This is a genomic window from Pseudomonas sp. NBRC 111119 (genome assembly GCF_001320125.1).
GTDB classification, from domain to species: Bacteria; Pseudomonadota; Gammaproteobacteria; order Pseudomonadales; family Pseudomonadaceae; genus Aquipseudomonas; species Aquipseudomonas parafulva.
Window position 1 is genome coordinate 24,766 of sequence record NZ_BCAV01000029.1, and the last position, 22,686, is coordinate 47,451.

Below are 22,686 nucleotides of genomic sequence, written 5' to 3' on the forward strand. Positions count from 1 at the left end.
TGTTGGTGTCGAGTCGAGCAAGCGTTTGGGGCTTGGCTTTGGGAGTGGGGCGTATGGTAACCCATCGCGAGCTACCTGCTGCCATGCCAGGTACCCCGTGGCAGAGCGTGGGGCGTTATTTGGGGTAGAGGGGCGGTAGGCTGCCGGTGTCGGTGGTTGGCAACAACACGTGTTCGGCTGGCGGTATGGTGCCGATTGCGCGCCACAAGTCTTCACCCTGCCAATGCTGGCCGCTCTCACTGTACAACGCGCCATTCAGGCCATCCAGCGCGTCCGACAGGGGCACGAAGCGCGCGGCCATCTCGGCCAGGGTTTCTGGCTGTTGGCGGGCCCATGCATCCAGGGCCTGGCGGGTGGCCTGGGGGTCGTTGGCAAGGCACGCACGTTTGAGGTCGTCCAGCAAGGTGCGCGGGCTGGGGCCTGCCTGCGCGGTGCGCAGCACGGCGGGCTGCGACCGGGCGCGCCACCACAGGGTGAAGCCCAGCAGGGTGGTGAGGGCGAACACCATCGTTGCCAGTTGCCAGGGCCACGACGGGTTGCTGGCGCTGCGGTTGTCGCCAACCGGCGTTTCGGCGGTAAGTGCCGGGTTGTCCAGCACGGTGATCGCCCGCGCCGGCAGGCTGCTGTGCTCCAGGTGATCCTCGCGGGTATTCCACCAGGTGACTTCCAGCGCAGGCAGGGCCAGCGCGCCGCTGTGGGTGGGGACTAGCGCTTCGCGCTCCTCCCGGGTGGCCGTCATGCCGCGCTCGCTGACTTCGTTGCGCAGCAGGGGCTGGTCGGGGTAGCGCCGCAGGCCAGGGGCTTCGGTAGCCGGCAGGGGCGGCAGTTGGGTGCTGGACAACCCTTCGGCGCGCAGCGTCACGTTGCGGGTCAGCGAGTCGCCAATCTGCACCTGCTGGCTGCCGGGGTCGGGGCTCCAGCGCTCTTCCAGGCTCAGGCCACGCGCCGGCAGCCAGGGCTTGTCGGCAGGCCAGCCGGGCGGGATGGCCCGCACATTCAGGCGCAGAGGCAGCGAGCTGACCTGCACCTGGCGGCCAGGGCGCGCACCGGTGGTTGGCTGCGCCTCTTCGTTGCTGGCCGCTGCAGTGGCGGTGAAGGTCAGTGACGGGATAGCCAGGGTGCCGCTTTGCTGGGCGTACACGGCGTAGCGCGTTTCGATCACACCGTGCCTGACGCCGTTGATTTCCTTCTCGTAGGTGCGCGATTCACCCAGCGGTTCCACCTTGGCGTTGTCCAGTTGCAGCGGGCTGAGGCTGCTGTCGTCGTACAGGGCTACGGAGTGGTAGATGCGCAGCGTCAGCACCGCTTGGGCCTGCACGTACACGTCGGGGGTGTCGAGCGTGGCCTCGATGAATACCTGGGCGTTGTCTTGGCGGCTGGCATCGGCTTGCAGCACCTGCAGGTCGATGGGTTGGCTGTACGACTGGCCCAGCTGCAGGGCCGGGATGCGCAGGCTACCGCTGCGCCGCGGCAGCAGGGTGATGATCCAGCGGGTGCTGGCCCGGGTTTCACCGTCCAGGCTGTGCAGGCTGTTGAGCTGGCGGGTGCTGCGCACGTCGAAGTCGCCCTCGAGTGCACGCAGGTCCGGTTTGCCGAACTCGGTCACATCCTGGCTTTCCAGCGTCAGCTCAAGGCTTTCACCGGCCTCCAGGCGGCTGCGGTCGACGCTGGCGGTCAGCGAGGGTTCGGCATGGGCCAGCACGGCCCACAGCAGACTGAGGAGAAAGACGCCGTAGCGACTCATTGTGTTGGGGTTTCCTGATGCAATTGCTGTTCATACCAGAATTTGCGCCGCAGCAGCTGCGCCGGGTTGTCCGGGATTTCCCGCAGCCATTGTTCCAGCGCCTGACGCTGCTCGGCGTCCAGTGCATTGGATGCCGGGCGCTGTGGGGGCTGGACGACGCTGTCATCGTCGCCGGCCTGGTTGCCCGGGCTGGCCTGGCTATTGTCGCTGCTGTCCCCGCTGTTGTCTGCGCCTGCCTGTGGGTCGTTGCCGGGTGTGCCTTCGGCTTGGCTGCTGGCCGAGCTGCTGTTGCCGTCGGTTTCCCGGCCGGGCGTGCCTTGGGCCTCGCCGCTGGCGGGCTGTTCTTCGGCCTTGCCCTGGCGCTGTTGCAGCATTTGCTCGACCAGCGCCTGGTTAGCCAGTGCCGCCTGCAAGTCCGGCTGGCGGTCCAGTGCCTGTTCGTAGGCATCCAGGGCGGCTTCCAGTTCACCGCTGCGTGCCAAGGCGTTGCCGCGGTTGTAGTGGTCGGCAGCTGTATCCCCCTGTGAAAATGCCTCGGCGGCCCCTGCATAGTCTCCGGCCTGGTACAGCGCCATGCCGCGCCATTGCGAGTTCTGGAAGTGGCGTGCGGCGCTGGCCGGGCGGTTTTGTTCAAGCAGGTGCTGGCCTTGCTGATCGGGCCGCAGCCACAGGTCGGTGAACTCGAAGGCGTGGCTGGGCTGAGGCACGGCCAGCAGCAACGGCAGGCAGAACAACCAGCCGCGCCGCCCGGCGCAGGCCGCCAGCAGCAGCAGGGGGATGAGCAACCAGTAACCCTGGTCGGCCCAGCTGTCCAACTGCAACGTCTGCCCCTCGTTGCGCGCCGTATGCGGGTTGTCGAACAGCCCCAGGCCGCGCAGGTCGAGGTCGTCGATACGGGCATGCCGGTAGCGCCCGCCGGTACCACTGATAAAACTCTTGAGGGCGGCGTTGTCCAGCCGGGGCAGCAGAATGCCCCCCTGATCGTCCTTGAGATACTCACCGTTGGCCTGCCGCACGGGCGCGCCGTCGCGGCTGCCAATGCCCAGCATCAGCAGGCTTGGCCCCTGGCGGCCCAGCGCCTGGCTGATACCTTGGCGCTCTGCCGCGCTGAGTGACGAACCGATCAACAGCAGCCGCCCCTGGCCCAGGCCGCTCTGCGCCAGTAATGCCAGGCCTTTCTGCACGGCCAGGTCAGCGCGTTGGCCGGCCTTGGGCATGATCGAGGGGTCGATGGCCTCAAGCAGGTTGCGGGTGGTCGCCAGGTCGTCGGACAGCGGCACCAGGGTGTGCGCAGAACCTGCATAGACCACCAGCGCAGTCTGGCTGTCGCGGCGGTGCTCGAGCAGGTCGAGCACCTTGCGCCGAGCCTGCTCCAGGCGGTTGGGCGGGCTGTCCTCGGCGAGCATTTGCGGGGTGAGTTCCAGCAGGATCACCAGCGGGTCGGCGGGGCGCTGGCGGCTCTCTTCCACGCGTTGCCAGCTGGGGCCCAGCAGGGCCAGTACCGCCAGTGTCCAGGCCAGGCCCAGGGCCACCCATGGCAGCTTGCTGGTGCTGCCACTGCCGCCCCCCAGCAGCACACCATGGAACGCCGCTGGCAGGATCATCTGCCAGCGCCCAGCGCGCTTGCGCCGGTGCCAGAGCTTGAACAGCAGCCAGGCCAGCACAGGGACGGTCAACAGCCACAGGGGGCGCAACCATTGCGGCCAGAGTTCGATCATCGTGGTTTCCTCAGGCGCAGGCGCTTGAGGCGCTGGCGCCATTCGGGGTGCGGCTGCAGGAAGCGCGGCTTGCGTAACTGGCGTTGCAACAGGTTGTCGGGCCATTGCACTGCCACCACCAGCAGCACGCTCAGTAGCAGCGCCAACGCCAGTGGCCAGGCATACAAGGCCTTGGCCGTACGCGCCTGGGTGGGCTGCTGGGCCACCGGTTCCAAGCGGTCAAGGGTATCGCCGATGGCGCTCAGCTCGGCGCCATCGTGGGCGCGGAAATACGCGCCGTGGGTAATCTCGGCGATTTCCCGCAGCGAGGCTTCATCCAGGTCCAGGCTTGGGTTGAGGCCGAGCAGGCCAGGCGTGCCGGTGGCGTCCGGGTTGGCACCGATACCGATGGTGTAGATACGCACGGCCTCCTGCGCTGCCAGCCGGGCAGCGGTCAGCGGGTGGATCTGCCCGCCGTTGTTGGCACCGTCGGTGATCAGCACCAGCACCCGGCTTTGCGCGGGGCGCTGGCGCAGGCGCTTGACCGCCAGGCCAATGGCGTCGCCCAGTGCGGTGTTCTTGCCGGCGATGCCGATTTGCGCTTCGTCAAGGAAGGTGCGCACGGTGCGCCGGTCGAAGGTAAGCGGGGCTTGCAGGTACGCCTGGCTGCCAAACAGGATCAGGCCAACCCGATCGCCCCGGCGGTCCTGCAAGAAGTCGCCCATCAGCGCCTTCACCAGGTCCAGCCGGCTGATATCGTCGTTTTTCCACTGCATGTCGGGGAAGTCCATCGACCCCGACACGTCCACCGCTACCAGCAAGTCACGACCGCTGGCCGCCACTGGCACGGGTTCGCCCAGCCATTGCGGGCGTGCGGCCGCCAGCAGCAACAGCGACCAGATGATGATGAAGGGTGCCTGGTGGCGCCAGGTGGGCAGGTTCAGCCGCGCCCGGCGCCCGGCCAGGCCTTCCAGCTCGCGCAGGAAGCCCACCTTCAGCACCGGCTCGCCGCTGTCGGCAGCCGGTAGCAGCAACCGCGCCAGCCAAGGCAGCGGCAACAGCACGAAGACCCACGGCCAAGCCAGCTCAAACATGTTTGCGGATCCAGGTTTCGACGGCCTGGCTGAGCCCGACGATTGCCTTGTCGTCGAGCCGACACTCAGGCTTGTAGGCGCCTTCTACCAGCACCATCCAGCGCGTCAGGCCAGCCGCTGGGCAGCGGTTGTCGAGAAACGCCAGCCATTGCCGGCCATTGAGCGTATGACTGTTGGCGAAGGGGTAGTGGCTGCGGCACAAGCGCTTGAGCAATGCATTGAGCTGCTGCAGCCAGGCACCGGCCGGGGCGTTGTCGTAGGGGCGCGCCAGGCGGGCCAGCTCGTCGAGGGCGGCAACACGGGCCGGGTCCAAGGGTTGCTCGGCACGCACCACGCGGCGCTTGCGCGGCCGCCAGTGGCGCACCCGCCACAGGCCCCAGCCTGTCAGTGGCAGCAACGCCAGCAACACCCACCAGCCCGGTGCCGGTGGCCACAGGCTTACAGCGGCCGGTGCGATCAGTGGCTGCAACTGGTCCAAGGGGTTCACGGGTTGCTCCCCCCGCGTTGGGCGCTCAGGTATTCACGCAGTTGTTCGATCATCTCGCTCTGGGTGCTCAGCGGCATCAGCACCACCCGCAGCTTCTGCGCCATCAGCTCCCAGCGTTCGACACGGGCCTCTGCCTGCTGCCGGTAGGCCAGGCGCAGGCCATCGTCCAGGGTGTCGAGCTCCAGTTGCGCGCCACGCTGGGCAAAGCGCAGCAGGCCCGCGGCCGGCAGGGCATGGTCGAGCGGGTCTGACACCGGCATCAGCAGCAGGTCGCAATGCCGCGACAGCATGGCCAGGTGCTGCTCGCACTGAGGGGTCAGCGAGCGCTCGTCACAGATCACGATGGCCAGGCTGCCAGGGCGCAGCACCTCGCGCGCACGGCGCAGGGCCAGGCCCATGCTGTCGGCCTGGGCAACGCCCTCGGTGTGCAGTGACTGGTTGACCTTGGCCAGCCGGTTGAGCAGTTGCAGCAGGCTCTGCTTGCTGCGCCTGGGCTTGATTTCGTGCGGGTCGTTGTCGCCGAACACCAGGCCGCCGATCCGGTCGTTATGGCCCAGCGCGGCCCAACCGAACAGTGCCGCCGCCTGAGCCGCCAGCACCGACTTGAACATCAGCCCCGAGCCAAAGAACAGCCGTTGGCTTTGCTCGACCAGAATGAAGATGGGCCGCTCGCGCTCCTCATGGAACAGTTTGGTATGCGGTTCCTGGGTACGTGCGGTAACCCGCCAGTCGATGTTGCGCACGTCGTCGCCAGCCTGGTAGACCCGCACCTGGTCGAAGTCCACGCCGCGCCCACGCAGCTTGGAGTGGTGCAGGCCCACCAGCGGGCTGCGTTGGCCCGGCTTGGAAAACAGCTGGATCTCGCGCACGCGGTGGCGCATGTCGATCAGCTCGGCAAGGCCGATGCGGATGCCGGGTTCGGCCAGCTGGGAGGGCGGCATGGGTCAGGCGACGGCGACGACGTCGAGGATGCGCTGGACCACCCGGTCCTGGTCGATCCCCGCTGCCTCGGCCTCGAACGAGAGGATGATGCGGTGGCGCAGCACATCGAACAGCACCGCCTGGATGTCCTCGGGGCTGACAAAGTCACGCCCGGCCAGCCAGGCGTGGGCGCGGGCGCAGCGGTCCAGGGAGATGGAGCCACGCGGGCTGGCCCCGTAGGCGATCCAGTCGGCCAGCTCGGTGTCGAACTTGGCCGGGGTGCGGGTGGCCATCACCAGCTGTACCAGGTATTCCTCCACCGCATCAGCCATGTACAGGCCCAGGATTTCCTTGCGTGCGGCAAAAATGGCCTGCTGGCTGACCCGGCGTTCGGGCTTGGTTTCGCCGCCCAGGGCTTCACCGCGGGCCTGCGCCAGGATACGGCGCTCTACAGCAGCGTCGGGGAAGCCGATCTTGACGTGCATCAGAAACCGGTCGAGTTGGGCTTCGGGCAGCGGGTAGGTGCCTTCCTGCTCGATCGGGTTCTGCGTGGCCATCACCAGGAACAGCGGCGACAGGTCGTAGGTGCTGCGGCCCACGCTGACCTGGCGTTCGGCCATGGCCTCGAGCAGGGCGGACTGCACCTTGGCCGGCGCCCGGTTGATTTCGTCGGCCAGCACCAGGTTATGGAAGATGGGCCCCTGCTGGAACACGAAGCTACCGGTTTCGGGGCGATAGATCTCCGTACCGGTGATGTCGGCCGGCAGCAGGTCAGGGGTGAACTGGATGCGGTGAAACTGCGCTTCGATGCCCTCTGCCAGTTCCTTGATGGCCTTGGTCTTGGCCAGGCCCGGCGCGCCCTCTACCAGCATGTGGCCATCGGCGAGCAGGACGATCAGCAGCCGCTCGACCAGCTTTTCCTGGCCCAGGATCTGGGTGGAGAGAAAGGTGCGCAGCGCGATCAGCGCTTCACGGTGTTCCATCGATGGCGGTTCCTGGTAGGGGGCCACAGGCTGCTGATAGCAGCAGCCCTGGCAAGGGCTGATACTTTAATCCATCCGGGGGGGCGGCGACCAATGGCGGCTTGGAAATTTATCCGCGGCCGTGCGCTGGCAACTGCAGAAATGTCCGGCCCAGGGTGGGACATTGGCTGATAGTGGGGCGGTGGCGGGCGGCGCTTGCTTGTGTTTTTCAGCGAGCAGGCGCGACCATGATGAAAGCCGATAGCCCCACCTTTGACTCAACCAGCCCAGTCACACTGCGCTTTGGCGTGTTTTTCGACGGTACGGGTAACAACCAGCACAACGCGCTGGTGCCATCACCCAAGGGCGGGAAGGGCGCGAGCTACGAGAGCGCCCTGACCAATGTGGCCCTGTTGCACGCGCTCTACCCGGTGCATCCGTTGCGGGGCAAACCATTGCAAGTGTGCTTCAAAGTTTACGTGGCCGGTATCGGCACCCAGGCCGGGGAGGCGGACGATGCGTATTCGTCGGCGACCGGCCGCGGCCGTAGCGGGGTGCAGGCGCGGGTAGAGGATACCGTGGCCGACATCGCCCGGGCGTTGGCGCAGTGGCGGCAGCAGCACCCGCACGCCAACGTGCAGTGCGTGGCGTTCGACCTGTTTGGCTTCAGCCGTGGCGCCGCAGCGGCGCGGCACCTGGCCAACTTGCTGCATGATCGCGGTGCGATACCGCTGAACTGCGCTGTGAATGTGAATTTCGTCGGCCTGTTCGACACGGTGGCGGCCATCATCGCACCGCTACGAGGCGGCTTCGACCCGGCTGACGAACGCCTGGGTGGCCTGCGCCTGGGCCTGAGTGCCGGCATTGCCCGGCAGGTGGTGCAGTTGGTGGCCGCCGATGAGCAGCGGCATAACTTCCCGTTGGTACTGAGTGGCCACGACATCCGGTTGCCGGGTGTGCATTCGAACATCGGTGGGGGCTACCCGGACACGACCCATGAGCAGGTATTACTGTGCAAGCCCGAGTCCCAGCACGTGCCGTTGGGCACGCGTGTAGAGAACACGGGTGCCTACGCCAGAGTGGCTGCCTTGCAGAGTGGCCTGGCTGGCAAGCTGGGTGATCCGGCCCCGGAACTGGTGACCTGGGAGCACCCCGTCCCTGGCGGCGCGCGGGGCGAGGAACAGAAACAGGTCTATGTGGCGCTGAGCCGGGCACGAGACGTGGCGGGGCATCTGTCGCGGGTGTACCTGAGCATCATGCATGCATTGGCGCTGCGGGCCGGCGTACCCCTCGCGCCGCTGGGCAATGACCCGCATCACCAAGTGCCTGAAGACTTGCATGCCATAAGTCGCAAACTGCATGCTTACGCGTTGGGCGAGCAGAAGCAGCTGGGGCTGGACGCCGCCGAAGCCCGCCTGCTGCAAGCCCGCTACGTGCATACATCGGCGCACTGGAATGCCCTCAAAGGGCTGCGCAGCAGTGCACTCGACGCGCTGTTCATCAACCGGCCCGCGGCTGCGGGCCGGGTAATCCTTGCCAACCCGGTCTAGCGGCTGTTCGGGGCGCGGCTGAGCGCCAGGGTTGGCGCCACCTATCGATCACGTTGATGAATACTATCGACTGGCGTGCCTCGGGCTCTGCCGCCCAGCCCTCTACAATCACCCCCCCTGATGTCACCCGCCTTGCGCCTGTTCCAGGCGCCCTGTAATGGAATTTTGCCCAATGCCAAGCGCCAGCCCGGCCCCTCGCGGTCTGCCCGAGCACAATCAACAGAGCCTGACCCAGCAGTGGTTGGCAATTCTTTCGGTCGCCGTCGGCGCATTCGCCCTGGTGACCAGTGAATTCCTGCCGGTGGGGGTGCTCAACGATGTGGCCAACGACTTGGGCATCAGTGCCGGCCTTGCCGGGCTGATGGTGACCTTGCCCGGTATCATGGCCGCCCTGGCGGCACCGGCCATTTCCGTAGGGGTTGGCGGGCTCGACCGTCGTTACCTGCTGATCGGCCTGACGCTGGTGATGATCCTGGCCAACGCGATAGTGGCCTTCGCCGGCAACTTCCACCTGTTGCTGCTCGGCCGCGTGCTGCTGGGCGTGAGCATCGGCGGCTTCTGGGCAACCGCCATCGCGCTGAGCGGCCGCCTGGCACCTGATGGCATGGGCGTGGCCAAGGCCAACTCGATCATCATGGCCGGTGTCACCCTGGCCACGGTGGTGGGCGTACCGGTAGGTACCTGGCTGAGTGGCTTGATGGGCTGGCGCATGACCTTTCTGGTCACTGCACTGGTCGGCGTGCCGGTGCTGTTGGCCCAGGTGTTCCTGCTGCCACGGCTGATGCCGGAGCAGGCCATCCGTGTTCGTGACTTACCCGCGCTGTTCATCAACCCGCAGGCGCGTGTCGGCCTTATTGCGGTGCTGCTGATAGGCATGGCGCACTTTGCCGCCTATACCTACGTCGCGCCGTTCTTCAAGCAACGTGCGGGCTTCGACGGGCCCACGATCGGTTCACTGTTGCTGCTGTACGGGGTGGCCGGCTTCATGGGCAACATCTTTGCAGGGTTCGCTGCCAACCGAAGCGTGCGTCACAGCCTGTTGCTGGTAGCGCTGCTGATTGCGCTGAGCACCGCGTTGTTCCCGCACTTCGCCACCGGCATGAGCGGTGCGGCGATGCTGATTGCCCTGTGGGGCTTCGCCTTCGGCGCGTTCCCCGCGTGCGCCAACATCTGGATGTTCGTGGTAGCGCCCAAGGATGTGGAGCGGGGCATGCCGCTGTTCGTGGCCATGTTCCAGGTGATTATCGCGGTGGGGTCGTTCTTTGGCGGCCAGGTGGTCGACCACCTGGGCACCGGCGTATTGCTGAGCATAGCCACTGCCCTTGCAGGGTGCGGCTTTGTGACCGTGCTGGTATTGGGGCGTGGTGTCAGCAATGAGTTGGCTGGGCAGCCTGGCTGATCGAAGTGCCAGCCCCATCCAACTGAACGTTGCGCAATGCTGCCCGGTCGCATCTTCACACCACTTAATAAGGATGTGCGTCATGAAAGCGATCAAGCAACTGTTCACTGGCCTTGCCCTGATTGGCACCCTGGGCGCCGCTTCGGCCTGGGCTGATCAGCCTGGTGCTGACTGGAAAGTGAACAAGGACCAGGCCGAGGCTGCCCTGAAAGGTGCTGGCTACACCCAGATCACCAAGATCGAGGCAGACGATGGTCACTGGGAAGGTGAGGGCATCAAGGCCGATGGCAAGCAGTATGAGTTCAAGGTCGACCCTCGCGATGGGCGCATCGTCAAGGATGAGTTGGACGACTGATCAGGTGCCCGGCCCGCGCAGTCGTGCGGGCCGGGCGTGTGCAGTCAGCTGCGCAGCAGGCGCGACACCACCAGGGTGATGGCCGCGGTAATTGCCAGTGCGGCAATGGGTTTTTCCTTGACGAAGGTCGACACGCAATCCACGGCATCGCCGTAGCTCTTGGTCACCTGGCCTGCCGCCTGGCGGCCTTCGCCTTCGGCTTCCAGTGCCGGGTCATCTACCAGCCGGCCCACAGCGCTCTGTGCCTTGCCCGCAAGATTCTCTGCTACACCTTCGATCTGTTCGCGCTTCATGGTTTGGTCATCCTTTCTCTGAACGGCATGGGTTAACAGCACAAGGTTAGGGCGCCCAGGGTGTGGAATGGTTCAAACTCAGCGTAATCGGTGCAGCCTTGGTCACCGCGCCGTCAGCGTGCCTTGTCTTCCAGCAGGCGCGCCCCGCTGCCTTGCTGGCCCAGTACGTCCTGCGGGTTACGCAGCGGGCATTCATCCAGTGACAGGCAGCCGCAGCCTATGCAGTTGTCGAGGTTGTCGCGCAAGGCCTCCAGCATGCGAATGCGGCTGTTCAGGTCTTCGCGCCAGGCGCTGGACATTTCGCTCCACTGGGCGGCCGTGAGCTTGCTGTTGGGCGGATAGCGTCCCAGGGCGCGCTTGATTTCTTCCAGGGCGATGCCGGTACGTTGGGCCACTTTGATGATTGCCAGCGTGCGCAGCACCAGGGACGGGTAGCGGCGCTGGTTGCCAGCCGTGCGGGTGCTGGCGATCAAGCCTTTGCTTTCGTAGAAGTGCAACGCCGACACGGCCACGCCGCTGCGCCTGGCCACTTCGCCCACCGTCAGCATCCGGGTTTTGTCCGTTGCCATGCGTCGTTTCTCCAGGGGTCAGGGGGCAGGTGAGGGGGAGCGGTCCCGGCGCATCTGCGTCACCAAGCTAAAACGGTCGGCAGGGTGGACCGTTTCAGAGACTGCCATCAAATCACCGTTTTCTTCACGGTAGTGGCGGATGATCTCTAGCCCGGGCGCCCCAGCCTCGGCTTTCAGGGCACGGGCCACCTCGGCGCTGAGCACCACAGCCCGTACCTGCTGGTCCACCACCGCGATCACCCGGCCATAGTGCTGCTCGATGAGCCCTGCAATCAGCTGATCGGGGTTTGCCTGAGCCTTCTCGATGACCTGTTCGTAGTCCCGTTGCGCGTACACATCCGTCCAGCACAGCGGCGCGGCGTTCTGCTGGTGATCTACACGGATGCTGGACACACAGAAGTAATGCTCGCCCGGCACCAGGCCCAGCCGTGCCGCCTCGCTCAGGTCCGCCACAAAGTGACGCACGTTCTGGATTTCCCGCTGCTGGGTCTCGGCAAGGTGGGCGAGGTCGGCAATGCTGGCCAGTGAGTGGGAGTAACCACCACGCGGGCTGCTGGCCTCGACCCGGGTACCCACGCGCTTGCGCCGCGACACCATGCCCTGGCCCAGCAACTGGTCAATCGCCGCCCGCACCGTGTGGCGGCTCACGCTGTACAGCTCGCACAGCTCGAACTCGGTGGGCAGCAAGCTGCCCACCGGGTAGCGGCCGCTGGCAATGGCCTCCATCAAGTCCTTGGCCACGATGGCATAGCGCGCCTTGTTCATACCTTTGGTCTGTCTCGCAAATTTCGTCGGTTGACAGTGTAACAGCGACAGGGCAAGAATTATGTACGTACATTATATATATGTACGGTCAAAAAATAACATTTCAGGATTCCAGCCCATGTCCACCACCGTTTTCGACTCCACCCTGTTCCGCGACATGTTCGGCACTGCCGAAATGCGTGCCGTGTTCTCAGATAAATCGCTGATCGAGCGGTACATCGAAGTGGAGGTCGCCCTGGCCAAGGCCCAGGCGCGCTGCGGCGTGGTGCCTGCCGAAGCGGCCGCCCAGATCGCCCGGCTGTCGCGCTACGAAGACCTGGACTTGGCGCTGATGCAGCATGAAACGGAGATTGTCGGCTACCCGATCCTGCCGTTGGTGGAGCAGCTGTCCAAGCTGTGTGGCGAGGCTGGCCGCTACGTGCACTGGGGCGCCACCACGCAGGACATCATGGACACTGCCGTGGTGCTGCAAGTACGCGCTGCACTGGCCATCGTCGGCCGGGATATCCAGGCCGTGCGCGGCCTGCTGGCGGAGCTGGCGCAGCGTTACCGTGACACGCCGATGGCCGGCCGCACGCACCTGCAGCACGCGCTGCCCATCACCTTTGGCTACAAGTGTGCCGTGTGGCTGAGCATGTTTGACCGCCATGCCGAGCGCCTGGTGCAACTGCGCCCGCGGGTAGAAGTGGGCCAGTTTGCCGGTGCCGCCGGTACCCTGGCTTCGCTGGGTGACAAAGGCCTGGAGGTGCAGGCCGCGCTGATGGACGAACTGGGCCTGGGCATACCGCAGGCTACCTGGCACGTGGCGCGCGACGGGCTGGCCGAGGCGCTGAATTTCCTCGGCCTGGTCAGCGCGTCGCTGGGCAAGGTGGCGCTGGACATCATGATGATGATGACCAGCGAGTTGGGCGAAGCCTACGAGCCGTTCGTCAAGGGCCGCGGCGCCAGCAGCACCATGCCGCAGAAGCGCAACCCCATCTCCTGCGAGCTGATGTACGCCGCGGCCAAGGGCGTGCGCCAGCAGGCCGGCCTGATGCTCGACGCCATGATCCAGGACTTCGAGCGCTCCACCGGCCCATGGCAGGCCGAATGGATCGCCATCCCCGAAGCGTTCGCACTGACCGCCGCCTCCCTGGGCCAGGCGCGGTTCATGCTGGCCGGGCTGGACGTGCGCACCGAGCGCATGCGCAAGAACCTGGACATGACCCAGGGCCTTATCGTTGCCGAAGCCGTGATGATGGGGCTTGCCCCGGCCTTGGGCCGCCAGGTGGCGCATGACGTGGTGTATGCCGCCTGCCGCCTGGCCAACGACCAGGGCATCAGCCTGCTGGAAGCCCTCAAGGCCCAGGGTGAAGCGACTGCGCGCCTGGACCTGGCGACGCTGGAGCACCTGTGCGACCCGAGCAATTACTTGGGCCTGGCGCCACAGATGGTCGATCAGGCACTGGCCTGGCCCGCTGCCGTACCCCGCTGAAAGCCCGCTGCCCGGCCATGTCGGGCCATGACGGGTGACCTCCTACAAAAACAATGAGAACGCTACCATGGCTTCCACTTCGAAAAAGCCGCTGTACAAGGACCTCACGTTCCAGGTGCTGGCGGCAATGCTGCTCGGTATCGCCTTCGGCTTCATCGCCCCCGAACTCGCTGCCAAGTTCAAGATGCTCGGGGACATCTTTCTCAAGTTGATCAAGACGGCCGTAGCTCCCCTGGTGTTCTTCACCGTGGTGCACGGTATTGCCTCCGCCGGCGACATCAAGCGGGTCGGCAAGGTGGGCTGGCGGGCGTTGGTGTACTTCGAGCTGTTGTCCACCTTCGCCCTGGCGCTGGGGCTGCTGTGGGGCAACCTGATCGGCATCGGCTCGGGCATGCACGGGGCCCACGCCAGCGGGGCGGCTACGGCGGCGGCCAACGCAGCGGTGGCCAAAGGGCATGCGCCCACGTCCACGGTCGAGTTCATCTACGGCATCTTCCCCGACAACTTCGTCGGTGCCTTCGCCGGCGGGCAGTTGTTGCAGGTGCTGGTGATTGCGGTGCTGTTCGGCTTCGCGTTGCTGGCGCTCAAGCAGGAGCGCCGGGTGGTGATCGAGGACGGCCTGAACCGGGTGTCGGAATGCTTCTTCGAGTTCATCAACCTGATCATGAAGTTCGCCCCCCTCGGTGCATTTGGCTCCGTTGCCTATGCGGTGGGCAGCAATGGCTCGGCCGTGCTCATGTCGCTGGCCAACCTGGTGCTGATGTTCTACCTGGCCATCGCGTTCTTCCTGTTCGTGGTGCTGGGCGCCGTGTGCCGACTCTCGGGCTTCAGCCTGTGGCGCTTCCTGCGCTATATCAAGGACGAGATCCTGATCGTGCTGGGCACGGCCTCGTCGGAAAGCGCATTGCCGCGCTTGCTGCAGAAGCTCGAGCGCTTCGGCTGCTCCAAGCAGAGCGTTGGCCTGGTGTTGCCCACCGGTTACGCGTTCAACCTCGACGGTACGTCCATCTACATGTCGATGTGCGTGCTGTTTATCGCCAACGCCTACGGTGTGCCGCTGGGCTGGGAGCAACAACTGGGTATTCTGGCCATCATGCTGGTGACCTCCAAGGGCGCCGCCGCCGTGTCCGGTGGCAGCTTCGTGGTATTCGCCGCCACGGTGACGGCCATCGGCATACTGCCGGTGGAAGGGCTGGCACTGCTGTTTGGCGTATACCGTTTCATGTCCATGGCCATGGCAGCCTGCAACACCATCGGCAACAGCGTGGCGACCGTAGTGGTGGCCAAGTGGGCGGGGGAGTTCACAGAGCAGTCGGCGCGTGAGGAATACACCCGCGTGCTGGGCCGAGCGCCAGGTGCTGTGCTTTGACGTGATTCACCCAGCAAAACGTGCCGGGGCGCGGCGCCAGGCATTCACCTGGCCGGGCGTGTTCTGAGCAACAACGCCCCCAGCGCGCAGCCGAGCAGTGCCAGGCACGCCAGGTAGAACGCGTCGCTGTAGGCCATCAGGTAGGCTTCGCGGCGAATGGTCCCGGCCAGCCCTTCCAGCATCTGCTGCGGGTGGGGCAGCCAGGTGGGCACCGTTTGGCCGAGGCGGGCCTGCACCTGGGGCTCGAACACCGTCACGTGCTCATGGATGCGCGCACTGTGAAAGCGCTCGCGGCTCGCCACCAGTTGGGTCAGCCCTGCGGTCCCAATGGCACCGCCCAAGTTCCGTAGCATCGAGAACACCGCAGACGCCGAGCCGGCCTCGCGCTTGTCCAGCCCGGCCACGGCCAGTACCGACAAGGCCACCATGATGAACGGCTGCCCGATGCCACGCACCACCGTGGATGGGATGATCACGTTGTCGGCGCTGTCCGCGCTCAGGCTGGCCCCCAGCCAGCACCCGAGGGCCATGATCAGAAAGCCGCTGGCGACCATGAACTTGGCACTGGTCCAGCCCATCAGCCGCGGCATCAGCGGGGCCAGTACCAATTGCACCACCCCATAGGCAATCAAGGTGACCCCGACATCGTGGGCGCTGAACCCCTGTATCTGGGACAGGTAGTTGGGCACCAGAAACACCAGGCCAAACGTGGCGGCACCGAAGATGAACATCGCCAGGCTGGCCACGCCGAAATTGTAGCGGCCCAGCAAGCGCAGGTTGATGAAGGCGCGGCGGCCAAGCAACTGCGTCGCCACGAACACCACCAGGGCGGCCGCCGACACCACGCTCATGCCCGTGATGAAGGGCGAGCCGAACCAGTCCAGCCGGCCGCCTTCCTCCAGCACCACCTGCAAGCCTCCCAGGCCGACCACCATGGCCGCGATGCCAGGCCAGTCACCCTTGCGCAACAACTGCAACTGCATGGGTTTGGCGTCGATCGACCAGGCGATGGCCATCAGCAGGGCGATGCCGGGGAACAGTTGCAGGTAGAAGATCCAGCGCCAGGAGTAGGCATCGGTCAGCCAGCCGCCAATGGACGGGCCTGACGCCTGTGCCACACTGTTGGCCAGGCTGAACAGCGCCATGCCCATGGCCATGCGGCTGGGTGGCAGTTCGGTGATGATCAGCTGGAACGACAACGGGATCAGCACGGCCCCAGCGGCACCCTGGATAACCCGGATGGCAATCATTGCCTCCAGGTTGGGCGCCCACGAACAGGCCACCGAGGCGATCAGGAAGATCAGGGAGCCGGTCCACATCACCCTGCGCAGCGAAAACACCTCCACCAACCATGCCGTCAACGGAATCATCACGATTTCGGCCACCAGGTAGGCGGTGGAAATCCATGAGCCTTCTTCGAAGCTGGCGCCCAGCGAGCCGCGAATTTCCGGCAGGGCAGCACTGGTGACGTGCACGTTCATGCCCGCCATGAAGCAGCCGAACAGGCCCCCCAGCACAGCCACCCAAGCACGCAACGGCACTGCAGGTTCACGGCGCATCGGCAGGCTCCGCATCGCGAGTATCCACGGTGGCCACCACCGACATGCCTGGCCGCAGTGGGCCGTGCAGCGGTGAATCGAGTAGGATGCGCACGGGAAAACGCTGCACGATCTTGGTGAAGTTGCCGGTGGCGTTATCGGACGGCAGCAGGGCGAAGACGTTGCCCGAGGCAGGCGAGAAACTCGCCACGTGCCCCTGCAGTGGCTTACCGGCGAAGCTGTCCACCTCAATGCGCACTGCTTGCCCGGGGCGCATGCGGGCCAACTGGGTTTCCTTGTAGTTGGCCACCACGTAGGCCTGCTGTAACGGCACAACCGCCAGCAGCGGCTGACCGGGCACCACGTACTGGCCGGCACGCGCTCGGCGTTGGCCGACGACGCCGTCGATCGGGGCGCGGATAACGGTGTCCTGCTCGTCAAGCTCGGCCAACTGCTGTTCTGCGCGGGCACGGGCCAGGGCAGCCTGGCGTTGCTCCAGTGTGGCATCGGCCTGAGCGGCAAGGGCCTTGGCCACACGCTGCTGCGCCCGCTGCTCACGCCAGGCTGCTGTGGCGCCTTGCTCGGTGGCCAGCGCCTGGCTGGCCTGGGCGCTGGCGCTTTCCAGCCGTTGCAGGGTAGCGGCTCCGTCGCGCACCAGGCCACGGTAGCGCTGCAGGTCCAGCTGGCTTCGCTGGCGTTCGGCCCGGGCGCTGCGTACCGCTGCTTCGGCCTGGAGCACAGCCTGTTGTTGCTGGTTGATGCGCTCGGCGGCCACCTGCTGATGGGCCCGGGCCGCCGTGACTGCCGCCTTGGCTTCTGCCACGGCGGCCATGGCGCTGCCCAGGCGGGCGCGATAGTCGCGTGCCTGCAGGCGTACCAGTACATCGCCCGCTTTTACCGGCTGGTCGTCGTTCACTTCCACCTTGGCTACATGACCGGCCACACGCGGGCTGAGTGCTACCCAGTCTGCACGCACATAGGCGTCATCGGTGCTTTCCAGGTAGCGGCCTGTGGTCACCCAGTAAACGGTAAACGCCAGCGTGGCGAGCAGGCCCACCCCACCGGCAGTCATTGACATCAGGCGCCTGCTTGCCAGGCTGCGGGCCTGGGGCTCGGTAGACGCCGGTGTGGAGGTTTGTGCGGCAGCATTCATGGTGGTTGCTTCCTGGGTGAGACTGTTGCGGGTGTGTTGCAATGAACTACCGTTCGGCGATGAGGCTTACCAGCCGCCGCCCAGTGCGCGGAACAACTCGATCTGGGCACTGGCAACACTGCCTTGGGCGGCGATGTGGCGGTCTTGCAGGCGGATCAGCTCGCGCTCACTGTCGAGCAGTGCCAGGCCGTCCACGGTGCCCGCACGGTGGTTGCTGCGGGCCAGGTCATAGCCGCGCTGGCTATGCGCCAGGGCACTGGCCAGTGCATGCAGGCGTTGCTGCGTGGCGTCATGGCGCGCCAGCGCCTGGCGGACGTCTTTCAGAGCCCCCAGCGCCACGCTCTGGTAATGGGCAACCTGGGCTTGCTGCAGCGCCTGGGCCTTGCTCAGGCGGGCACGGTTGGCCTTGAGGTTGGGGAATTCCCAGTGGATCAACGGGCCGATGTCGAAGGTAATCGCCCGGCTGCCCCCCACATTGCCCAGCCGATGGTCTGAGGCGCTGAGTTGGGCACCGAAACTGACTTTGGGGTACAGGTCGGCCTTGGCGATCTGCGTTTGCAGGCTCGCGGCCTGCAACTCACGTTCGGCCTGGCGCACGTCCGGCCGGCGCGCTAGCAGGTGCCAGCCATCGCCGGCTGGCAACGGGCCTGTGAGCCTGGGGATGGCCGTGCAGGGCGGCTGCGCCTGAACGGTTGCCTGCCCGCCCAGCATGCTCAGCTCGAACTGCGCAATGTCGCGCCCGGCCTCAAGCACTGGCAGCCGGGCCCGCACCTGGTCACGCAGGCTGAGCAACCGTTCGCTGTCCAGTGCGGTAGCGGCGCCAGCCTGGCGCTGACGATCACTGAGCCACACGCTGTTGTCCAGCGTACTCAGGGCTTGGTGCGCGGCTACTATCCGGGCCTGGTAGACGCACTGCTGCACGTAGGCCCGGGTAGTCTGGGCGACTACCTGCAACCGCAGCAGATCGTGGGCCGCCGCGCTCGCCTGCGCGTGCGCTGAGGCCCGCTCGATGGCGGCCCGCACCTGGCCCCAGGCGTCCACCTGGTAGGCCAGCTCGACACCGGGGCTGAACTGCCATTGGGCCGCAGCATGGGTATGGGTCGCCTCGGCGAGGGTCTGGTCATCGGTGCTTTTGCCGTAGGTGGCGGCAAGGTTCAGCGAGGTGGCAGGCAGGCGCTGCGCCTGGCGTTCACCCATACCTGCCAGCATGGCCTGCACGTTCGCCTTGGCTTGCGCCAGGTCCTGGTTGTTGGCGAGGGCCTGTTCGACCCAGCGGTCGAGTTGCGGGTCGCGCAGTAACTGCCACCACCGCTCAGGCAATGGCTGCTGGCTGATGCTAACCGAGGTATAAGTCAGCGGGTTCGGCAGGCTGCCTGCGAACGTGGGGTCGGGTGCAGGCTGCCGAGCGCAGGCTGCTAGCAGGCTCAAGCCGATCACGGTGCACAGCCGTGTGGGGGAGGGCAGGGTTGGCAGTAAACGCATCACGACGCTCTCGGAAGGTGTGATGCGAGGTTAGCGAGGGCGCCACAGGCGGCGCTGCCGCAAGCGGGACAACCCTGCGCGTCAGCAGGACAATGTGCGCTCGCCAGGGCGGGGGTTCTGGCATTGGCTGGGGGCGTAGCCAAGGATGCGCTTGAACATCGCCGCGAAGGCGCTGGCGCTCTGGTAGCCGTGGTCCAGGGCGACAGCGAGAATGGGCTGGCCTGCCGCCAGGCATTGCTGGCTCAGCATCACCCGCGCCCTGGCACGCCATTGCCCATGGGACATGCCCAGTTCACGCTGGAACAGCCGTGCCACGTTGCGCGCACTCATGTTCAGCTGCTGGCCGCATTGCTCCAGGGTGAGGTCCTGGGCGGGGGCCTGCAGGAAGCGTTCGCACCAGGTGCGCAGGCGTGGATGACGGGGCATCGGGATGAAGGTGTCGACGCGCACGGCACCGGCCAGTTCGGCCAGGATCAGCGCCCGTACGTGGTCGCCATCCTGCACGCCCAGCATGCGCGAGGCGGCGAGTATCAGTTCGCGCAGCAGGCCCGATACCACGATGACCTGGCAGGTTTCGACCTGCGCTTCAAGCAACAGGGACCGCATGGACACCGCGCCCTCGGTGCGGATGCCATGGCTGACCCCGGCTGGCATCCATAGCGCATGGCCGCCCTGAATCACCCAGTTACCGCGCTCGCTACTGACATGCACCACGCCACTGGCCGCGTAGATCAACTGGTCATGGGCGTGGCAGTGACTGGCGACGACATCGCCGTGGGTGTAGTCCATTTCAAGCGTTTGCATGCAGGGGATCCTCAATAATGGATCCAATTGTAAGCCTGTGAGGCTGTTCAAGATTGCTCAGAATGGCTGATAGCTAGGGTTTATTGATCAAATATCGCTTCAATGGACGGATCAGTGATGTTCAATTGCTTGGCTGCACACTGTTCGAGCAAGGCTGGGCGAACCGCCTATGCGCTCGCCCAGGATTTCAGCAGCATTCAGACTCCAGTTTGAGCAGGTCCTCGAGGGTCTGCCTGCGCCGAATCATCCGCAACGTGCCGGCTTCGATCAGGAACTCTGGCAGCAGCGGCCGGCTGTTGTAGTTGGACGACATGGACGCCCCGTAAGCGCCGGCATCATGAATGACCAGCAGGTCGCCCACCTGGGCCTGGGGCAGGTCCTGTGGCGTCAGCTCGTGCTCGTCCTGGGTGAACACGTCACCCGATTCGCAGAGCGGCCCGGCGACGACGGTCGGTTGCCGTGGGCGCTCCACGGGCTGGCCGTTTGCGTCCAGCAGCGTCATGCGGTGGTAGGCCCCGTACATGGCCGGGCGCATCAAGTCGTTGAAGCCGGCGTCGATCATGACGAACGTGTTGCGGCCCACCTGTTTCACGGCGCGCACTTCAGCCACCAGGTAGCCGGATTCGGCTACCAGAAAGCGCCCGGGTTCTATTTCCATGCGCACGGGGTGGCCCAGCATGGCTTCGACTTCCTTGCGGGCAACGGCCCAGGTTTGCGCATAGCGTTGCAGGTCAACCGGTTTGTCCGTGCTGCGGTACGGCGTGGACAGCCCGCCGCCAATGGAAAATGCCTCGATATCGGTGCCCAGGCGGCCCACGAGCTCGATCATCGACCTGGCCACCTGCTCCAGGTGCTGGTAGTCCACCCCGGAGCCGATGTGCATGTGCACGCCCACCAGGTGCAAACCATAGGCCCGGATACACGCCAGTGCCTCGTCCAGTTCTTCGTGCCAGATACCGTGCTTGCTGTTTTCACCGCCGGTATTGGTCTTGCGGCTGTGCCCATGCCCGTAACCCGGGTTGATGCGGATCCAGACCCGGTGCCCTGGGGAACGTTCACCCAACTGGCGCAGCATGTCGATGGAGCCTGCATTCACCTCGATGTGCTCGGCCACCACGCGCTCGAGGGTGGCCCGGTCCAGCGCATCGCAGGTCAGCACCACCCCGGCAGGTTCGCCATCCACGCGAGCGCCCGCGGCAAAGGCGCGTTCCATTTCACCCAGTGATACGGCATCCAGCACCAGCCCGTGGGCACGCATCAGGCGCAATACATGCAGGTTGGGGTTGGCCTTTTGGGCAAAGCGCACGGTGTCGAACACCTGCAACTGGCTGACGCGCTCGGCGATGGTGGCGGCGTCATAGGCCCAAAGCGGCGAGCCATGCTGGCGAACGGCGTCGGCAAGCAGGGTGAAGGGTGCAGTCATGGTCAGGTTCTTCTTGGGTGGCAAAGGTAAGCAGCATGGGCGAAACCTTCGATTCATAAAAATAGCTTTTCTTTGGTGAGTCATTCATTTTTGATATGCCCGTCCATTATTTCCGGAATTGCCATGCCACTCACTGCCCGCCACATTGAAGTGTTTCGCGCCATCATGGCTGCCGGCAGCGTCACAGGCGCCGCGCGGCTGCTGTTCACCTCGCAGCCCACCGTCAGCCGCGAGCTTGCTCGCCTGGAGCAGGTTTCGGGGTTGCACCTGTTCGAGCGGGAAAGTGGCCGGCTGGTAGCCACTGCCCAGGCGCTGTTGTTGATCCAGGAGGTGGAGCGGGCGTATGTGGGGCTGGAGCGGATTGACCGCTTCGCCCAGGCCATCCGCAACTTCGAGCAAGGCCGGCTGGCCATCACTTGCCTGCCCCTGTTCTCGCAAACATTATTGCCCAGAGCCTGCCAGCGCTTTCACCAGCAGCACCGGGGCGTCAGCGTGAGCATCCTGGCGCAGGAGTCACCGCTGCTGGAGGAGTCACTGGTTGCCCAGCAGCACGATCTGGGCCTGACAGAAACCGAGCAGGTACCCCGTGGCGCGTATGGCGAGTTGCTGTTCAGCGCCAACATGGTGTGCGTGCTGCCCGAGCATCACCCGCTGCAGGCCAAGGCCGAGCTCGCGCTCAGTGACTTCCACGAGGTCGACTTCATCAACCTGGCCAGCCTTGACACGTACCGCCAGAGGCTGGACCAGCAGTTCCGCGCGGCCGGGGTAAACCGGCGTACGGTGATCGAAACCACCAGCGCGGCATCCGTGTGCGCGATGGTCAGGCAAGGCCTGGGCGTGGCGATCATCAACCCGCTGAGCGGGTTGGAGGCGGCGCAGGCTGGGTTGCCGATCAGAAGGTTGCAGGTGCAGGTGCCCTACAAGGTCATGTTGATCCGGCCAGACCACCGCCCGGCCTCCACAGCCGTGGCGCCGTTCTGCGATGCCTTGCGCGAGCAGGCCAGGCAGATGCAGCTTGCCCTGCGCTAGGCATCAAAGGTCGCAGACAAACGTACCGGTGCCATCCAGGATGTTTTCCAGGGTCTGCCTGACCTCATCCAGGTCGCTCAACTCACTGGTCAGGTTGATCTGCAGCACCGCGTCGCCCTTCAGGGCATCGCGGTCGCCGGCGGCTACTTCGATCAGCAGGCGCCGGGCGCTCAGGGTCACTTTCAGCCCATCCAGAGTCGATGGCTCGTCGTCCAGGGTGAGGTCCACCGTGTCTTCGTCCGGGTAGCGGGTCAGCAGGAACATCTGGCCCTTGTCACTGTGGCAGCACAGGGTAGCCATGTTGTCTTCCTCGTCATCGCAAGGGGTAGCGAACAGCAGGGCGGTATCGATTTGCATGGCAAGGGCTCGGATCAAAGGAAACGGAAGGGAATTCTGACAGTCTTGCTGGTAGGCATAAACGTAAAGTTACCGCCCCTTGAACGAAATTGTCGCAGCGCTGCAAGCCTTGATGACCGGTCAGTCGGTAAGCTTCGCCCAGCCCTGGGCGTGCCTGCGCACGTTCAACGCCTGATTTCACCGTTCGCCTTGGCACGGGTTGGCTATGGTAGACCCGTGCA

General features: G+C 65.4%; 21 protein-coding genes. 6 read left to right on the forward strand and 15 right to left on the reverse strand.

Annotated elements, in window-relative coordinates; translation table 11 throughout:
• Positions 1 to 115: 115 nt before the first annotated feature.
• From APH25_RS12315 to APH25_RS12340, 6 genes are read right to left on the reverse strand one after another with little or no spacing between them, the layout of a single operon-like run.
• On the reverse strand, positions 116 to 1,744 hold the full coding sequence (locus tag APH25_RS12315; RefSeq protein ID WP_028632397.1) for a BatD family protein: 1,629 nt from the start codon (positions 1,742 to 1,744) through the stop codon (positions 116 to 118).
• A complete protein-coding gene (locus tag APH25_RS12320) occupies positions 1,741 to 3,462 on the reverse strand; it encodes a tetratricopeptide repeat protein (RefSeq protein WP_060482134.1) in 1,722 nt (573 codons plus the stop codon). Before APH25_RS12320 ends, APH25_RS12315 begins: the two co-directional genes overlap by 4 nt.
• Positions 3,459 to 4,535, reverse strand: coding sequence for a VWA domain-containing protein (locus APH25_RS12325; protein WP_060482135.1), 1,077 nt, complete (start codon positions 4,533 to 4,535; stop codon positions 3,459 to 3,461). Before APH25_RS12325 ends, APH25_RS12320 begins: the two co-directional genes overlap by 4 nt.
• Positions 4,528 to 5,022 carry a DUF4381 domain-containing protein gene (locus APH25_RS12330; RefSeq protein WP_060482136.1) on the reverse strand — a complete coding sequence of 165 codons (495 nt, stop codon included), beginning with the start codon at positions 5,020 to 5,022 and terminating at the stop codon, positions 4,528 to 4,530. The genes APH25_RS12325 and APH25_RS12330 overlap by 8 nt, the downstream gene beginning before the upstream one ends.
• Positions 5,019 to 5,963, reverse strand: a complete 945-nt coding sequence (locus APH25_RS12335) for a DUF58 domain-containing protein (RefSeq protein ID WP_060482137.1) — start codon at positions 5,961 to 5,963, stop codon at positions 5,019 to 5,021. The genes APH25_RS12330 and APH25_RS12335 overlap by 4 nt, the downstream gene beginning before the upstream one ends.
• 3 nt (positions 5,964 to 5,966) lie before the next feature.
• On the reverse strand, positions 5,967 to 6,926 hold the full coding sequence (locus APH25_RS12340) for a MoxR family ATPase (RefSeq protein WP_003247242.1): 960 nt from the start codon (positions 6,924 to 6,926) through the stop codon (positions 5,967 to 5,969).
• 227 nt (positions 6,927 to 7,153) lie between these two features.
• On the opposite strand from APH25_RS12340, the gene APH25_RS12345 reads away from it, so the two are divergent.
• The 3 genes from APH25_RS12345 (at position 7,154) to APH25_RS12355 (ending at position 10,209) form a co-directional block, all read left to right on the forward strand.
• Entirely contained in the window at positions 7,154 to 8,455 is a 1,302-nt protein-coding gene (locus APH25_RS12345; protein WP_060482138.1) for a DUF2235 domain-containing protein, read from the forward strand.
• A gap of 172 nt (positions 8,456 to 8,627) precedes the next feature.
• Positions 8,628 to 9,854, forward strand: coding sequence for an MFS transporter (locus APH25_RS12350; protein ID WP_060482139.1), 1,227 nt, complete (start codon positions 8,628 to 8,630; stop codon positions 9,852 to 9,854).
• A gap of 82 nt (positions 9,855 to 9,936) precedes the next feature.
• Positions 9,937 to 10,209 carry a PepSY domain-containing protein gene (locus APH25_RS12355; RefSeq protein WP_028632404.1) on the forward strand — a complete coding sequence of 91 codons (273 nt, stop codon included), beginning with the start codon at positions 9,937 to 9,939 and terminating at the stop codon, positions 10,207 to 10,209.
• A gap of 44 nt (positions 10,210 to 10,253) precedes the next feature.
• Here the strand turns inward: APH25_RS12355 and APH25_RS12360 are convergent, their stop codons facing one another.
• From APH25_RS12360 to APH25_RS12370, 3 genes are all read right to left on the reverse strand, one after another.
• Positions 10,254 to 10,502: a CsbD family protein gene (locus APH25_RS12360; protein ID WP_060482140.1), complete on the reverse strand. Its 249-nt coding sequence runs from the start codon at positions 10,500 to 10,502 to the stop codon at positions 10,254 to 10,256.
• Between the two features lie 113 nt (positions 10,503 to 10,615).
• Positions 10,616 to 11,071 carry a redox-sensitive transcriptional activator SoxR gene (gene soxR, locus APH25_RS12365; protein WP_060482141.1) on the reverse strand — a complete coding sequence of 152 codons (456 nt, stop codon included), beginning with the start codon at positions 11,069 to 11,071 and terminating at the stop codon, positions 10,616 to 10,618.
• Between the two features lie 18 nt (positions 11,072 to 11,089).
• The gene (locus APH25_RS12370; protein WP_060482142.1) at positions 11,090 to 11,836 is read right to left on the reverse strand and encodes a GntR family transcriptional regulator; all 747 of its coding nucleotides are present in this window, start codon (positions 11,834 to 11,836) and stop codon (positions 11,090 to 11,092) included.
• Positions 11,837 to 11,954: 118 nt separating this feature from the next.
• Here APH25_RS12370 and APH25_RS12375 point away from each other — a divergent pair, with 118 nt between their 5' ends.
• Together APH25_RS12375 and APH25_RS12380 are read left to right on the forward strand one after the other, a co-directional pair.
• Positions 11,955 to 13,310, forward strand: a complete 1,356-nt coding sequence (locus tag APH25_RS12375) for an adenylosuccinate lyase family protein (RefSeq protein WP_060482143.1) — start codon at positions 11,955 to 11,957, stop codon at positions 13,308 to 13,310.
• A gap of 67 nt (positions 13,311 to 13,377) precedes the next feature.
• Positions 13,378 to 14,679, forward strand: a complete 1,302-nt coding sequence (locus tag APH25_RS12380; protein WP_060482144.1) for a cation:dicarboxylate symporter family transporter — start codon at positions 13,378 to 13,380, stop codon at positions 14,677 to 14,679.
• Between the two features lie 44 nt (positions 14,680 to 14,723).
• Here the strand turns inward: APH25_RS12380 and APH25_RS12385 are convergent, their stop codons facing one another.
• From APH25_RS12385 to lysA, 5 genes are all read right to left on the reverse strand, one after another.
• Positions 14,724 to 16,238 (reverse strand): DHA2 family efflux MFS transporter permease subunit, encoded by a 1,515-nt coding sequence (locus APH25_RS12385; protein ID WP_060482197.1) that lies wholly within the window; start codon positions 16,236 to 16,238, stop codon positions 14,724 to 14,726.
• Entirely contained in the window at positions 16,228 to 17,370 is a 1,143-nt protein-coding gene (locus APH25_RS12390; protein WP_060482145.1) for an HlyD family secretion protein, read from the reverse strand. The genes APH25_RS12385 and APH25_RS12390 overlap by 11 nt, the downstream gene beginning before the upstream one ends.
• A gap of 66 nt (positions 17,371 to 17,436) precedes the next feature.
• The gene (locus APH25_RS12395; RefSeq protein WP_082428289.1) at positions 17,437 to 18,852 is read right to left on the reverse strand and encodes an efflux transporter outer membrane subunit; all 1,416 of its coding nucleotides are present in this window, start codon (positions 18,850 to 18,852) and stop codon (positions 17,437 to 17,439) included.
• Positions 18,853 to 18,933: 81 nt separating this feature from the next.
• The gene (locus tag APH25_RS12400) at positions 18,934 to 19,656 is read right to left on the reverse strand and encodes a helix-turn-helix transcriptional regulator (protein WP_060482146.1); all 723 of its coding nucleotides are present in this window, start codon (positions 19,654 to 19,656) and stop codon (positions 18,934 to 18,936) included.
• A 187-nt stretch (positions 19,657 to 19,843) separates the two neighbouring features.
• Positions 19,844 to 21,079 carry a diaminopimelate decarboxylase gene (lysA, locus tag APH25_RS12405; RefSeq protein ID WP_060482147.1) on the reverse strand — a complete coding sequence of 412 codons (1,236 nt, stop codon included), beginning with the start codon at positions 21,077 to 21,079 and terminating at the stop codon, positions 19,844 to 19,846.
• A gap of 123 nt (positions 21,080 to 21,202) precedes the next feature.
• Between lysA and APH25_RS12410 the strand changes: the two genes are divergently transcribed.
• Positions 21,203 to 22,108: a LysR family transcriptional regulator gene (locus APH25_RS12410; RefSeq protein WP_060482148.1), complete on the forward strand. Its 906-nt coding sequence runs from the start codon at positions 21,203 to 21,205 to the stop codon at positions 22,106 to 22,108.
• 3 nt (positions 22,109 to 22,111) lie between these two features.
• On the opposite strand, the gene APH25_RS12415 is transcribed toward APH25_RS12410, so the two are convergent.
• On the reverse strand, positions 22,112 to 22,465 hold the full coding sequence (locus APH25_RS12415) for a hypothetical protein (RefSeq protein ID WP_028632416.1): 354 nt from the start codon (positions 22,463 to 22,465) through the stop codon (positions 22,112 to 22,114).
• Positions 22,466 to 22,686 lie beyond the last annotated feature (221 nt).